The following is a 14,902-nucleotide window of genomic DNA, read 5'->3' as shown; positions in this document are numbered from 1 at the left end:
GCCTGCCGCAGCAGCGGGACCTTTGGCACGGTCGACCTGGGCGTCGGCCCGACGAAATGAGGCAGACTCGATTCATGCCCGCCGAGCAGGACCGACCAGCCCGTCGGGGACCTGTCGACCCTCGTCTCCTTCGTTACGCGCGAAGCTCCCGCGGCTTCTTCGCCCTGATCGCGGTCATTGGCCTTGCCCAGACCTTGACGATCGTCGCCTTCTCCTGGTTCCTCACGACGGGAATCGTTAGCGCGATCGACGGCGTGCGGCTGAACGAGCTGGCGCCGACGCTGATGGCGCTCGGCGCCACGATCGCTGTGCGCGCTGTCTTGATCTGGGCGCGGGAGGCAGCTTCATCTCGAGCTGCCGCGCGCGTCGAGAGCGAGTTGCGCGATCACCTCGTGGGCGCAGTCAGCACACTCGGTCCGGAGTGGCTCGCTAACCGGAACACCGCGCAGCTCGCGGTAACTGCGGGCCGCGGACTCGAAGCCCTGGATGCCTACTTCGGCCGCTACCTGCCGCAGCTGGTGCTCACCGCGATCGCCACCCCCATCCTGGTCGGTGTCATGTGGTGGCAGGACTGGCTCAGCGGCCTGATCGTGCTGCTGACCCTCCCCCTCATTCCGATCTTCATGGTTCTCATCGGGCTAGCCACCCGAGCCGTGCAGCAGCGCCAGTGGCGAACGCTTGGCCAGCTCGCCGCGCGATTCAGCGACACCGTGCAGGGGCTGTCGACCCTGAAGGTGTTCGGCCGTCAGCACCGCGCCGCGGACTCGATCGAGAGCGTCACGACACGGTACCGGCGCGAAACGATGAAGGTCCTCCGGGTCTCATTCCTCTCGGGCTTCATGCTCGAGTTCCTCGCCTCGATCGCCGTCGCGATCGTCGCCGTCACGATCGGCTTCCGCCTGCTCGACGGTTCCCTGGCTCTCACGGTCGGCCTGTTCGTGCTCCTCCTCGCACCCGAGGCATATCTCCCGCTTCGTCAGGTCGGCGTCCAGTTCCATGCTGCAGCGGAGGGCGTGGCCGCAACGGACGACATCTTCGACGTCCTGGATGCCTACTCCGCCGCGGTCGGCGGAGGTGGACGGTCCCTCGAAGCCCCAGATGGAGCCGAACTCGTGCTCGATGAACTCACCGTCCATCGCGGTGAGCGCATTCTCCCCGCCATCAGCCTTCGCGCCCGTCCCGGCCTCGTGACCCTCATCGAGGGTCCCAGCGGCGCGGGCAAGTCGAGCATCCTCGCCGCTCTGCGCCGCGCAGCGGGCTACTCCGGCGCAGCCAGCTACGGTGGCATCGAGATCGCCGCACTCGATCCTGCCGGATGGCTCGCCTGGGCGGGGCAGCAACCTGGACTCATCTCCGGCACTGTCGCTGCGAATGTCGCCCTGGGCGATACCCGCCCCGATGCCGCGCTCGTCGCACGGGCGCTTCGCTTGGCGTGCGCCGACGAGATTCACCCCGAGAAAGAACTCGGCGTCCAGGGAGCAGGGCTCTCCGGCGGCCAGGCGCAGCGCGTCGCGGTGGCGCGGGCGTTCTATCGACACCTCCGGAAAGCGGCGAGCGTCATCGCGCTCGACGAACCCAGCGCGGCACTGGATGCCGAGACCGAGGCGCGACTGTGGGCATCCGTTCGCGAGCTCGCCGACGCCGGCGCGACAGTTCTCTTGGTTTCCCATCGCGAGAGCGCGCGCGCGATCGCCGATCAGATCGTCACGGTGACCGTGAGCGAGGTGATGGCATGACCACGGCACGCGACGTCCTCCGGGGCGCGATGCCGCCGCTGCGTCGGTTCTGGCCGGGAGCGGCTTCCGCGTTCATCTCAGAGGCGTCAGCGGTAGGGCTGCTGGCGACCAGCGCGTGGCTGATCGTTCGCTCCAGCGAGATGGTGCCGGTGCTCTATATCTCTGTAGCGGTCGTCGGCGTGCGCTTCTTCGCGCTGACCCGATCGGTCTTCCGGTATGTCGACCGGCTCGCCGGGCATGACGCTGCACTGCGCCAACTCGCCACGACACGCACCGACATGGTGCGCCGCCTCATTCCGCTCGCGCCCGACGGGCTCACCCGCACCAGGCGCGGGTCTGTCCTCGGCGCACTGGTGGACGACGTCGACGATCTTCAAAACCTGCCCCTGCGCGTCGTGCAGCCTCTGGTCGCATCCGCGACAGTGGCGCTGGCAGCTGTCGTACTCGTGACGATCATTTCGTGGCCCGCGGGGCTGACGCTGCTTGCCTGCCTCGCCATCGCCGCGCTCATCGCTGTCGGCTGGGGGTGGGCAGCCGGCGCCCGGGCGGAGCGGGCGATTGCCCCCCTGCGCTCCCGGCTCGCCGATGCTCTCCTCGATCATCTCGGCAGCCTCGATGTGCTTCTTGCCTACGGCGCCGAAGAGGCCAGCCGCACCCGCATCCAGGAAGCCGACAGCAAACTCCGCCGCGCAATCATCCGGCGCACAGGCGCACAGGCTGGAGCCGCGGGGATCATCTCGCTGCTTGCGGGGGCCGCCTCGCTCGCAGCGATCCTCGTAACGATGCCCGCCGTCGCAACCGGAACGCTTACGGGCCCGAACCTTGCGGTGGCGGTCCTCGTCCCGATGGCGGTCTTCGAGGTCTTCGCCGCGGTGCCGCTGGCCGCCGCCGCCTGGCGCCAGGTTCACGCATCGGCAGAGCGCATCGCTGCAGCTCTCCCCGCCGAGCCCCCGGCGGGGATCGTCCGCGATGAGCCTCTCGCGACCGGAGCGGCCCCCGCTCTCGGCGACGGAATCGTTCTGCGCGATCTCTCGGCCACCTGGCCACACTCGGACGACGCAGCGCTGCGCGACATCGCGCTCGAGATCCGTCCCGGCGAAAGACTTCTGGTCGTCGGGTCATCGGGTGCGGGCAAATCGACCCTGGCGCACGCGCTGGTGCGCTTCCTCGACAGCACCGGCGAGTACCGCATCGGAGATACCGACGCGCACGCGATCGCCTCGGACGACCTGCGCAGAACCGTCGGACTGTGTGAGCAGAGCCCCATGCTGTTCGATGAAGACATCCGACAGAACCTGCTCTTTGCGCGCGACGACGCCACGGATGCCGATCTCGAGGCGGTCCTTGAGCGCGTCGGACTCGGACCGTGGCTGCGAGAGCGCGGCGGGCTGGATGCCCGGGTCGGTGAGCGGGGGCAGCTGGTCTCGGGCGGCCAAGCACAACGGATCGCCCTAGCCCGTGCGCTGCTGCATGGGTTCCCCGTCCTGGTTCTTGACGAACCGACCGCTGGCGTTGACCCCGCGGCATCGGATGCGCTGCTCATCGACCTGCTCTCGGCCGTCGAGCCGCACCAATGCGTCGTGCTGATCTCGCACGTCACCGTCCCGGAGGGATTGGTCGACCGCGTCGTGCGCCTGGAGCGCGGCGCTCTGGCCTAGACGTCAACCCGTTCCGCATCCTCGACGAAGGTCTCGGCGGTCGCCGCGATTCGATTGGCCATCCCGCTGAAGATGAACCCGTGAAAGGGCAGCACGGCGAACCAGTACAGGCGCCCGGCAAGTCCGTGCGGGAAGAAAACGGCGCGCTGCTCATAGCGCGATCCGGTCTCGGTCGGGACTGCCCGCAGTTCAAGCCACGCCAGACCCGGAACCTTCATCTCGGCCCGCAGCCGCAGGAAGCTCCCGTGCTCGATCGCTTCGACACGCCAGAAGTCGAGGGCATCACCGGCTGACAGCCGACCCTTGCTCCGGCGTCCGCGCTGCAGCCCCACTCCCCCCACGAGTCGGTCCATCCATCCCCGAATCGCCCACAGCAGGGGCGAGGAGTACCAGCCGTTCTGCCCACCGATGCCCTCGATCACCCGCCACAGCGCGGATGCCGGTGCGGGAGTCGTCGCGGAACGCTCATCGACGAACACGACCTGACCGGCCCAGTCTGGGTCACTCGGCAACGGGCTGGAGGGCACATCCAAGAGCTCCGCATCGGCCCAGCTCGTCTCGACGGTGTCCTCCTTCTCGCGGCTAAGAGCCAGAGCCACGGCATCCCGGTACCGCATGAGCCCGTCGCCTGGCCGAGGGATGAGATCATCGACAGCCCAGGAGCGCACGACACAGTCAACCTGCAGCGACTCGACCAGCGGGCGAGCGATAGCGGCGGGGATCGGCGTGACGAGGTTGACCCACAGCGAGGCGAGACGCGGGGTGAGCACGGGGAGTGCGGCAATCGCGCGCTGCGGGAGGCCCGCGACGACCGCGTACCCGTTCATCATCTGCCCGTACCGCAACACGTCGGGGCCGCCGATGTCGACGGCCGTGTTCACCTCAGCGGGAACGTGCGCCGCACCGAGCAGGTAGTGCAACACGTCGCGCACCGCGATCGGCTGGATGCAGTTGCGCACCCACTTGGGCGCTGGCATGTAGGGAAGAACATCGGTCAGGTGCCGCACCATCTCGAACGACGCCGACCCCGACCCGATGACGACACCCGCCTGCAGCACGAGCGTCGGCACTCCCGAGGCGAGCAGGATCTCGCCGACCTCGACGCGACTGCGAAGGTGAGGCGACAGCGGAGCGTCGTCGGGATGAAGGCCACCGAGGTACACGATGCGGGCCACGGATGCCGCAGCTGCGGCATCCGCCACGGTGGTGGCAACGTCGTGGTCGGTCTGCTCGAAAGACCGACCCGACATCATGGAGTGGATGAGGTAGTAGAGAACGTCAACGTCGCGCACGGCGTCGGCAACGGCATCCGGGTCCTTCGCGTCGCCAGCGACGACCTCGACGCGATCGCCCCACGAGAAGGCGGCGACGCGCTCCGGATGGCGGGCAAGCACCCGCACGCGATATCCGGCGTTCAGAAGCCGCGGAACAAGTCGTCCGCCGAGATATCCGGTGGCACCGAGCACGAGCGTGCGCGGCTTCTCGCCGTCGGCACGGGCTGAAGCTGCGAGAGCAGGCTCGCGGCCGGTCGGGGCGGTGAGGTCTTCCACACCGGCAGGCTAACGCGGACCCGACCCCTCGGGGCCGCCCAGCGACATTCCAAACGCTTGAACTCCCTCGTGCGAGGCGAGCCTTGCGAACCCGAGACGGTCGTAGAAGGCGAGAGCTGACGTGTTGGCCGCATCGGCGACCAGGTGCACGCCCGAGACTCCGCGCTCACGGAGGGTCTCGATGAGCGCGTCGATCAACCGTCGCCCCCATCCCTGGCCCTGCGCCTGTGGGAGCAGGTCGATGTGCAGATGAGCGGGATAGGCGTCACCGTAGGGTTCGGCTCCTGCGCGTCTGGCGGCTGCATGACGCAGGATGCCGGCGGTTCGCTCCGCACGCGGATCTCCGGCGTCGACATCCGGAGCCCACCGCGACCGGCGCTCGGGCCACCACGACGTGCTGAACCAGTCCTCGAAAGACCTCGTATCGGGCGCGCAGACGAGATACCCGACGGGCTCACCGTCGACGTCGACCACGAAAGCGTAGTCCGGGTGCCGCGCAAGGTAGGGGCGCAGGAACACCTCGGGCCAGATCTCGTCGTCGGTCAGGATGCCTCTCGCATCGGCTCCGGCATCCGCAGTGCGAATGCACACCGACGACAGCGCCGCCTTGTCCTCGGGGCGAAATGCTCGAATCCTGGCCACGCCCCGATCGTACGCGGGGGTGGCTACCCTGCAATGAGGTGCGAGGATGGCGGGGGGAGGACGAACGCGTGGGTGTGAGCACTGGTCGGGTGTCCGAGATCGCACAGCGCATCGCGCGGCCGGTGCGCAACCTGCTCCGCGCGCTTCTGGCGCCTCTCACCAGAACCCGGCTCTTCCGCGCGGCAGGTCCCCGCCTGCTCCCCCCGGTCGAGCGGTTCTTCGCCGCCCTCAGCGGCGGCCGAGTGCAGCTCAGCGCCGTCCTGGTTCCCTCACTCGTTCTCCACACGACCGGGGCCAGAAGCGGTCTCATCCGTGATGTTCCGCTGATGTACACCCCCGACGGACAGGGCCGGGCGATCGTCGCCGGGACCAACTTCGCCGGCGAACGCCACCCCGCTTGGACGACGAATCTGCTCGCCCATCCGGATGCTGCGATCACGGTTCGCGGGCGGCGGATGCTCGTGCACGCGACCGTCATCCCAGACGACCAGCGAAACGCCGTATGGGCTCGCATCGAGTCGCAGTGGCCCGGCTATCGCGCGTACGAGCGAGAGTCCCACCGCACGGTGCGGCTGTTCCGGCTTCAGCCCGTGCTGCGCCACGCAGCGACAGCGGGCTGGGAGCCGGATCCTACGGAGTGAGGGCCTGCACCGTCCGCGGCCGCACGATCGTCCACAGTGCGATGACCGCGATCGCTCCGCATCCGACCATGACCGATGCCATTGTCGTGGCGGTGATGCCGGCACTGGCAGAGAGCCAGCCGACGAGAGGCGAGACCGCGCCTGCCACACCGAAGTTCACGGCGCCGAGGATGGATGCTGCCGTCCCCGCCGCCTTGCCGTGGCGATCGAGCGCGAGCACCTGCACACACGGGAAGCCGAAGCCGACCGACGTGATGAACAGGAAGAGGGGAACCATCGTTCCCCACAGGCCGAGACCCAAGCTGTCGGCGAGGATGATGGCAGAACCGAACACGACGGTGCCGGCCGTCGAGAACGCCAGCACCCACTGGGGGCCGAACCGGGCAGCCAGCCGCGAGGCCATCTGCACACCGAAGACGATGCCCAGGGAGTTCACGGCGAACAGCAGACCGTATGCCTGCGGATCGAACCCGTAGCCCTCCTGAAAGAGGAAGGGCGAGGCCGACAGGTATGAGAACAGGCCGCTGAAGTTCATCCCGCCGATCACCAGAACGCCCAGGAACACGCGGTCGCTGAGCACCGACCGGTAGCGCTGCCAGGTCGTGGTGCTCCCCTTGTCGTGCCGACGGGCCGGCGGCAGGGTCTCGGGGATGATGAAGATCGTGCTGACGAGCATCACCACGCCGTACACGGCGAGAACGACGAAGATCCCCTGCCACGGCATGACGATCAGAAGCGCCGAGCCGATGAGAGGCGCAACGACCGGGGCAACACCGCTCACGAGTGCGAGTCGACTGAGCATCACGACCAGCCGCTTCCCGCCGAACAGGTCGCGCACGATCGCCATTGCAACCACGCCTCCCGCGGCAGCCCCCACTCCCATGAAGAACCGGGCGGCGCCGAGGGTGATGAGCGTCGGCGAGAGCGCTGCAGCTGCGCTGGCCAGCACATGCAGCACGGTCACGGCGATCAGCGGCATCCGTCGCCCGACTTTGTCGCTGAGCGGGCCTACGACCAGCTGCCCGACAGCGAAGCCGATCATCGTGCCCGTCAGGGTGAGTTGAATCGCCGCCGACGTCGTCTGGAAGTCGGCCTCGAGCACCGGGAAGGCCGGGAGGTAGAGGTCGATCGTGAACGGCCCGAGCGCCGTCAGCGCGCCGAGCAGGATGATGTACAGCACGCGGCGCCGCGTGGGGATGGCATCGCCGGGGTGCAGCATGACCGGCGCTGTTGCCGGGTTGGCTCCAAGGGTGCGGATCGCACCGGTCGCCGAACGAAGCCGCACCGATCCGGTCGGGGTGAGCTCCGGCCGGTCAGCAGCAGACGCGTCCGCGGGTGTTACGGGAATGGAGGCAGTGTCGAGCACGGGTTCCGTTCAGGGGGAGGTTGCGCGGGATCGGAGGACCCACGCCCCCGATCGGCGTCGAATCGATTCGACTCCATGATAACGGATGCTCGACACGGCGGCATCAGAAAGCGAAGGGGCGCCCCTCCCCGGGACGCCCCTTCGAGCTTCATCCTTCTGCGATCAGCCCTTCGTCGAGCCTGCGAGCAGACCTCGTACAAAGTAGCGCTGGAGCGAGAAGAACACGATCAGCGGAACGATGATCGCGACGAACGCACCCGCTGTCAGCAGCTGCCACTCGTTGCCACGCGTTCCCGTGATCTCCGCCAACAGCTTGGTGATCGGCGCCACCGGCCCGTCGGCGAAGATCAAGGCCACGAGCAGGTCGTTCCAGACCCACAGGAACTGGAAGATCGCGAACGACGCGAGAGCGGGCATCGTCAGGGGCAGCACAATGCGGAAGAAGATCTGCCCGCGGGATGCCCCGTCGACGCGTGCCGCCTCGATGATGTCGGCCGGGATCTGCGACATGAAGTTGTGCAGCAGGTAGATCGCCAGCGGCAGAGCGAACATCGAGTGGGCGATCCAGACCTGCGCGTACCCACCCGACACTCCGAGCGGCCCCGTGATCTGCACCCCGAAGATGTTCAGACCACGAGAGAACGAGCTCAGCAGCGGGATCAGCGCCATCTGGATCGGCACGATCTGCAGCGCGAACACGAAGATGAACAGCCAGTCGCGCCCCTTGAAGTCGATCCACGAGAACGCGTAGGCCGCGAACGCCGCGATCGTCAGCGGCACGATGGTCGCGGGGATCGTGATGGCGATCGAGTTGATGAAGGCCTCGGCCATCGTCAGCTGCGTGTTACCTGCCTGCAGAACCTGGATGTAGTTCTCCAGCGTCACCTGCGGGTCGGCGAAGAACGTCCACCATCCGGTCGTTTTGATCTGCTGCTCAGGACGGAAGGACGAGATCAGCAGTCCGAAGGTCGGGATCGTCCACGCGAGCGCGATGATGATCGACGCGACGGTTGCCCACGGCTTGGAGAGCACGCGTCGAACACGGCCCGCGCGGCCCGAACCACCGTTCTGGTCCCGGCGCATCCCGCGCTCGAGTTCCTTCTCGGTCTCCTTGTCGATCGGGAGATCGATCGGCATAACCTCACTCATTGGATCGCTCCCTTCGGGAGATCTGCGCGCGAGGGCGCGCTAGATGCGTACCGCATGCTCATCGGATCTCCTTCTGCTTGCGGATCTGCCGGGCGTTATAGATCACGATCGGCAGCACCAGGAGGAACAGGATGACGGCGAACGCCGCACTGCGGCCCGCCTCGAACTTGGTGAACTGCGTGTACATCTCGTTCGCGATCACCGAGGTGCCGAAGTTACCGCCGGTCATCGTGCGCACGATGTCGAAGACCTTCAGCGAAGCGATCGAGATCGTCGTGAGGACCACGATGATCGCGGGACTGATCGCGGGAACCGTGACGTTGATGAAGCGCTGCCACGCGTTGGTTCCATCAAGCTGCGCGGCCTCAAGCTGTTCGGTCGGAACGCCCTTGATCGCCGCGGAAAGGATGACCATTGCGAAACCGGTCTGCACCCAGATGAGCACGACGATCAGGAACAGCGTGTTCCACGGCTCGTTGAGAAGCCACTGCACGGGGTCTCCCCCGAACCACACGACGATCTGGTTGAGAAGACCGATCTGGGTGAACTCGGGACCGCGATAGGCGTACACGAAGTTCCAGATGATGCTCGCACCGACGAACGAGATCGCCATCGGCATGAACACGAGAACCTTGTAGACCTTCTCACCGCGCGTCTTGTCGATGAAGACCGCATACGCAAGCCCGACGATCGTCGACACTGTCGGGGCAATGAGCACCCAGACGATGGTGTTCACGACGGTGCGGATTCCGTCTGGCTGGGTGAAGATCCAGACGAAGTTGTCGAGGCCGACGAATTGGTTTCCCGCTGCGTTCATGAACGAAGCGACAAAGGTCTGGATCGACGGGAGGATCAGACCGATCAGCAGCAACAGCGCCGCCGGGGTCATGAAGGCGATGAGCTGGATGAAATAGCCCTTGCCGTTTCGAGATCGGTAATCGATCACGAAGAACAGACCGCCGATGACAGCGGCGACGATCGCCGCCCACCAGACGGAGTTGAAGAGCAGAACCGTGGCGACCGGGATGAGCACACACATCGCGAGCCTGATCCAGGTATAGACGGGTCCCGAACGGGGAGCAATGTCGATGAGAAAGAGGATCAGGCCGATCACCACGAGGAATGCAACGACCACGACGATCGCTTGCAGAATCGGGTGCATTGTGCCGACCCAGTTGAAGAACGCGGTCACGTCGCTCCTTTCGAGTACGTCAGTGGACTCGCTCGAATCCTAGCCAGGAAGACGGCGGAGGGGCCGCCCCGCCTGAGCGAGGCGGCCCCTCCGTGATCACTGTCAGCTGGACGGCCAGCCGGCTTCGATCTGTGCGGTGACCTCGTCAACGGGGGTGCCGCTGATCCACGAGACCATGCCCTTCCAGAACGTCCCGGCGCCGACGGCGCTGGGCATCAGGTCGGATGCATCGAACCGGAACGTGGTGTTCGGGTCCTGAAGGATCTCGATCGCCTGCGTCAGGATGCCCGACGAAGCGTTGGCCGGGTCGAGGCCCGTGTTCGCCGAGATGACACCACCGAGCGAGACGCGGTTGTTCGCCCACTCCGGGCTCGAGAGGTACTCAAGCACGGCCTGCGTGTCGGACTCGTCGTTGAACGCGCCAACGATCTCGCCACCACCGGTGACTGCCGGCGCACCGGCGGTCTGACCGGGCATGATGAACGCCCAGACGTCGCCGTCCTCGGCGACAGTGCCGCCGGCGTCCTCGATGAATCCGGTGAAGAACGACGCCTGGTGGTGCAGTGCGCATTCACCCGAGACGAGGGCGGCAGCAGGGTCGCCGAACTCGGTCGAGTTGATGGACTGGACGTCACCGAAACCGGCATTGACGTACTCGGGGTTCAGCAGGTATTCACCGGTCGCGTCGAACGCGTCGATGATCGGCTGGTCGGTGAACTTCACCTCGTTGGCAACCCACTGGTCGTAGACCTCGGGACCCGAGTCGCGAAGCACCATGTCCTCGACCCAGTCGGTTCCCGGCCAGCCGGTCGCGTCGCCCGAGCCGAAGCCGGCACACCACGGGGCCTTGCCGGTGGTCGACTGGATGGTCTGCGTGACCTGCATGAGTTCGTCGAGTGTCGTCGGGACCTCAAGACCCCACTCCGCGAACTTGGCGGGCTGGTACCAGATGAAGCCCTTGACGGATGCCATCAGCGGCGCGCCGTACAGCGTGCCGTCGACGGTGCCGTAAGCAGCCCAGTCGTCCGACCAGTAGTCGGCGACGTTCTGCTGCACGGCCTCGGGAGCCGGAACCAGGTAGCCGCGCGACGCGAGGTCGGCGAGCAGACCGGGCTGCGGGAAGATCGCGATGTCGGGCGGGTTGCCACCCTGTGCGCGGATGCCGATCTGAGACTCGAACTCCTTGGAGGCCTCGTACTGGATGTCGATTCCCGACTCCTCTTCGAAGTCAGCCCACGACTCGTCCAGCAGTTCCGCCTCGGTGTCCGAGATCGTGCCGTAGATCGTGACGACGTTGTCGACGTCGCCGCCCCCACCGTCAGTGCTGCCGCCGCCGCTGTCACCGCTGCAGCCCGCGAGCGCGATGCCCGCGATGCCGGCGATCGCCACGGCGCCGAGCACCTTGTGACGCTGTGTCATGCCCATATGAATGACTCCTCCTCGTTGAGCGCAGACATGGTTCCTTCGTAAGAGCCTCTCCGGAACCGTTTCCATGACACCGTATCGCCCTCTTCTCCCGCGCACAACAGATGAACCATTACGAGCCGATAACTGCGCCTGGGAGCGCTCTTTTCGCTATCTGCATAGTGATCGACGACACTGCATTCACCTGGAACCGGTTCCCCTTTTCGCCTTTCGTCGTTTAGCCTGTCCCTACAAGAGATCGACGATCGATCGCGGGTGCGGTGTCGGGAACCGCAGAGAACCGCCGGAAGGTACAACGACGTGAGCGGCATCGAGGACGTGGCCCGCGCTGCGGGAGTCTCGAAGGCGACGGCAAGTCGCGCCCTCACCGGACACGGGTACGTCGCCGCAGCCACGCGAGAGCGGGTGACACGCGTCGCCCACGAAATGGGATACGTCCCCTCCTCGAGCGCTGCGAGCCTGGCCACCGGGCGCACGCGCAATATTGGCGTCGTCATGCCCTACCTCAACAGATGGTTCTTCGCCGAGGTTCTCGAAGGTATTCAAGAGGTGCTCCTCGAATCCGGGTACGACCTGACCCTCTACGACGCCAAGCCAGGCACCGAAGGGCGTAGGCGCGTGTTCGACGACTTCCTGGCCCGCAAGCGATTCGACGGACTGATAGCGGTCGGGCTTGAACCCGATCACCACGAGCTGGAGCGACTTGTCGCGATCGGCCGCCCCGTCGTGAGCGTCGTCGCAATGGGCGACAATGCGGGAGTCGTGCGGCTGGATGACGAGTCTGCCGCTCGACGTGCCACAGCGCACCTCATCGAACTCGGTCACACGAAGATCACCTTCCTTGGAGGCGTCTCGGTCTCCAGCGGTCCCCACGTCGATCGCGCGCGTCTGGCGGGATACCAGACGACGATGAGGGAGGCCGGCCTCGAGGTGACGCACGTGCGATCGGAGGTGAGTCTGCCGGGTGGGTACGCAGCGGCTGTCGACCTCCTCGGAGACCCCGATCGACGGCCCACGGCACTTCTGGCTACGTGCGACGAGGTCGCGATCGGGGCCATCATCGCGGCGCGCCGGCTCGGCATCCCGGTCCCGTCAGCACTCAGCGTCGTCGGTATCGACAATCACGAGTTCGCCGAGATGTTCTCACTCACCACGCTTGAGCAGTCGCCCCGCAGTCAGGGCGCACAGGGGGCCAGGATGCTGCTCGAGCAGCTCGATAATCCGGAGCAGGATCCCGCGGATGTCAGCATCCAGGCGCGCATGATTGTGCGCAACTCGACTGCCCCTCCCCCGGGAACCCCCTCGGTGACCGTGGGCGTCGGCGTCACATCCTGACCTCTCTCCCCCCGCGGGAAGGCGCCGAACCCACACCTTCGCCCTCCAACCCACCGGTTTCTTCGACCGAAAGGTGAGGGTTCGCGCTGATTCGTGTGGGTTCGCGCCAGGATCGGCCGCGAGGGCCCTCCCGCTACAGTGGTGCCGTGAGCGAGGCGACGACGGATGCCGGTGCTGTCACAACTCCCCCGAAGGGCGTGCGGCGGCCGGTGATCGTTTCGTTCGCCGTTGCTTTCGTCTACCTCACAGGCCTGCTCGGCATCCTGCTCGGCATCCTGGTGCTGCTCAGCCGCTACGACCAGACAGGCTCCGGCGATGTCCTCGCTGTGTCGCTCATCGGGGCTGCCATCATCCTCGTCGGGCTGTTGATCATCGGGATCGCTTCCGGCGTCGCGCGCGGCAGCGGCCTGTCTCGCATCGTCTTGACGGTGTACCTGGCGATCCAGGTGCCACTTCACGTCCTGGCCATCGCCGCCGCGGACTTCGACTGGATCGCCGCCGTTCAGCTCGCGCTCGAGCTGTTCACTCTCGTGGTGTTGTGGCTTCCGCCAACGAACCGCTTCTTCCGCGCCGCCGCGGCTGCCCGGCGCTGAGCCCCGCCGTCCTGGCAGCAGTATCACGCGCCACGAATCGGCGGTGGATGAACCGCACGATCTCGATACCACCGATGGTCGCCACGATCACGACGGTGAGCAGGTACGCGGCATCCTCACCCGGGTCGACAAGTTGGAAGAACTCCGTCGCGAGCGGCACCGAGAAGATCAGCACCAGGCCGATGAACATGGCACCGATCACGAGGCCCTTGTAGCGGTTGATCGGACGGGACAGCACGGTCAGAATCCAGATCCCGACGATCGCGAGCAGGATCGTCGCCCCAGTGCGCATCTGCTGTTCGTCGACGCCGAGCGATTGCGCGCCGAGGGTGTAGAGGGTGAGCCCTGCTCCCACGACGACGCCGGCGGGAATCGCGAAGCTGAGCGAGCGCCGCAGGAACCCCGGAATGTAGCGCTGCCGGTTGGGCATGAGGGCCAGGAAGAATGCCGGGATGCCGATGGTGAGTCCGTCGGTGATCGAGAGCTGCCGAGGCAGGAACGGGAACTGCAGCATCAGGATGCCGAACACGATCGACAGCACGAAGATGTAAGCCGTCTTGGTGAGGAACAGCATCGAGACGCGCTCGATGTTGGCGATCACCTGACGTCCTTCGGCGACGACGTCGGGGAGGTGCGAGAACTGCCCGTCCAGCAGCACGAGGCGCGCTACCGCCTTCGTGGCGGCTGCGCCCGAGTTCATCGCGATGCCGATGTCGGCTGTCTTGATCGCGAGCGCGTCGTTGACGCCGTCGCCGGTCATCGCCACGGTATGGCCACGCGATTGCAACGCAGTGACCATGCGCTTCTTCTGCTCCGGGGTGACGCGGCCGAACACGTGGTAGGTCTCGAGCACGTCTGCGAGCGCCTCGTCGTCCTCGGGTAGCTGCCGAGCATCGAACCCCTCCGGAGCGTCGACCCCGACCTCGCGCGCAATGGCAGCGACGGTGCGGGGGTTATCGCCCGAGATGACACGGATGCCGACCCCCTGCTCCCGGAAATACGCCAGCGTCTGCGCGGCATCCGGCCTCACCTGTTCGCGGAAGGTGAGCACGACGATCGGGACGAGATCGTCGGGGATGCGCTCGGCCTCGGCCTGCTCATCGGAGATCGGATGCGGCGAGTGGCCGAGCACGAGGGTGCGTCGTCCGGTCGCGGCAAGTTCGGCGACCAGGGACCCGAGCTCGGTTCCGTCCCCGGTCCCCTCCGGAAAGACCATTTCAGGAGCACCGAGAACCCAGGCACCCGACGGCCCGTCGCTGAACGATACTGCGCTCCATTTGCGTGCCGACGAGAACGGGATGACTGACCCGACGGCGACAGGAGCCTCGAGCGGGTAGGGGTCGCGCAGGCACCGCGCTGTGGCGTTGGCCGCCGGGTCAGCGCCGTACCAGGCCAGTGCCTCATCCCATCCGGGGGCCGCGGCATCGCCGACGGGATGAACGGCATCGAACTCGATCTCTCCGGCCGTGAGCGTGCCGGTCTTGTCGAGGCATACAACGTCTACGCGCGCCAGCCCTTCGACGGCGGGGAGTTCGTTGACGAGCACCTGGCGGGAGGCGAGCTTTGCGGCGCCGACCGCAAAGGCGATGCTCGTCATGAGGACGAGCCCGAGGGG

The 14,902-nt window shown here is 66.6% G+C and carries 12 protein-coding genes; 5 read left to right on the top strand and 7 right to left on the bottom strand.

Annotated features, from left to right (window positions below):
* The first annotated feature begins 74 nt into the window (after nt 1-74).
* The gene (gene cydD / locus B3587_RS11140; protein WP_292728617.1) at nt 75-1,736 is read left to right on the top strand and encodes a thiol reductant ABC exporter subunit CydD; all 1,662 of its coding nucleotides are present in this window, start codon (nt 75-77) and stop codon (nt 1,734-1,736) included.
* Complete coding sequence (gene cydC / locus B3587_RS11135; protein WP_228177955.1) at nt 1,733-3,394, top strand: thiol reductant ABC exporter subunit CydC; 1,662 nt, start codon at nt 1,733-1,735, stop codon at nt 3,392-3,394. Before cydD ends, cydC begins: the two co-directional genes overlap by 4 nt.
* Here the strand turns inward: cydC and B3587_RS11130 are convergent.
* Both B3587_RS11130 and B3587_RS11125 read right to left on the bottom strand, forming a co-directional pair.
* A complete protein-coding gene (locus tag B3587_RS11130) occupies nt 3,391-4,944 on the bottom strand; it encodes an SDR family oxidoreductase (RefSeq protein WP_228177954.1) in 1,554 nt (517 codons plus the stop codon). The genes cydC and B3587_RS11130 overlap by 4 nt on opposite strands.
* Before the next feature lie 9 nt (nt 4,945-4,953).
* On the bottom strand, nt 4,954-5,586 hold the full coding sequence (locus B3587_RS11125) for a GNAT family N-acetyltransferase (protein ID WP_228177953.1): 633 nt from the start codon (nt 5,584-5,586) through the stop codon (nt 4,954-4,956).
* An 89-nt stretch (nt 5,587-5,675) separates the two neighbouring features.
* Here B3587_RS11125 and B3587_RS11120 point away from each other — a divergent pair, with 89 nt between their 5' ends.
* Complete coding sequence (locus tag B3587_RS11120) at nt 5,676-6,227, top strand: nitroreductase family deazaflavin-dependent oxidoreductase (protein WP_228177952.1); 552 nt, start codon at nt 5,676-5,678, stop codon at nt 6,225-6,227.
* Here the strand turns inward: B3587_RS11120 and B3587_RS11115 are convergent.
* The 4 genes from B3587_RS11115 to B3587_RS11100 form a co-directional block, all read right to left on the bottom strand.
* Nucleotides 6,217-7,593 carry a multidrug effflux MFS transporter gene (locus B3587_RS11115; RefSeq protein ID WP_374198014.1) on the bottom strand — a complete coding sequence of 459 codons (1,377 nt, stop codon included), beginning with the start codon at nt 7,591-7,593 and terminating at the stop codon, nt 6,217-6,219. The two genes, B3587_RS11120 and B3587_RS11115, sit on opposite strands and share 11 nt — an antisense overlap.
* 162 nt (nt 7,594-7,755) lie before the next feature.
* Nucleotides 7,756-8,742, bottom strand: a complete 987-nt coding sequence (locus B3587_RS11110) for a carbohydrate ABC transporter permease (protein WP_374198013.1) — start codon at nt 8,740-8,742, stop codon at nt 7,756-7,758.
* A 58-nt stretch (nt 8,743-8,800) separates the two neighbouring features.
* Nucleotides 8,801-9,934: a carbohydrate ABC transporter permease gene (locus tag B3587_RS11105; RefSeq protein WP_228177951.1), complete on the bottom strand. Its 1,134-nt coding sequence runs from the start codon at nt 9,932-9,934 to the stop codon at nt 8,801-8,803.
* A gap of 102 nt (nt 9,935-10,036) precedes the next feature.
* Nucleotides 10,037-11,359: an ABC transporter substrate-binding protein gene (locus B3587_RS11100; RefSeq protein WP_228177950.1), complete on the bottom strand. Its 1,323-nt coding sequence runs from the start codon at nt 11,357-11,359 to the stop codon at nt 10,037-10,039.
* 300 nt (nt 11,360-11,659) lie between these two features.
* On the opposite strand from B3587_RS11100, the gene B3587_RS11095 reads away from it, so the two are divergent.
* Together B3587_RS11095 and B3587_RS11090 are read left to right on the top strand one after the other, a co-directional pair.
* Nucleotides 11,660-12,694: a LacI family DNA-binding transcriptional regulator gene (locus B3587_RS11095; protein WP_292728609.1), complete on the top strand. Its 1,035-nt coding sequence runs from the start codon at nt 11,660-11,662 to the stop codon at nt 12,692-12,694.
* Nucleotides 12,695-12,840: 146 nt separating this feature from the next.
* Nucleotides 12,841-13,287: a hypothetical protein gene (locus tag B3587_RS11090; RefSeq protein ID WP_292728606.1), complete on the top strand. Its 447-nt coding sequence runs from the start codon at nt 12,841-12,843 to the stop codon at nt 13,285-13,287.
* Here the strand turns inward: B3587_RS11090 and B3587_RS11085 are convergent.
* A partial coding sequence (locus tag B3587_RS11085) for an HAD-IC family P-type ATPase (RefSeq protein WP_292728603.1) occupies nt 13,217-14,902 on the bottom strand: 1,686 nt, incomplete at its 5' end. The genes B3587_RS11090 and B3587_RS11085 overlap by 71 nt on opposite strands.

The organism is Microbacterium sp. UBA837 (assembly GCF_002296025.1).
Classification (GTDB): Bacteria; Actinomycetota; Actinomycetes; order Actinomycetales; family Microbacteriaceae; genus Microbacterium.
Note: the sequence above shows the minus strand (reverse complement) of the source record. Positions and strands in the feature narration are given on the sequence as shown.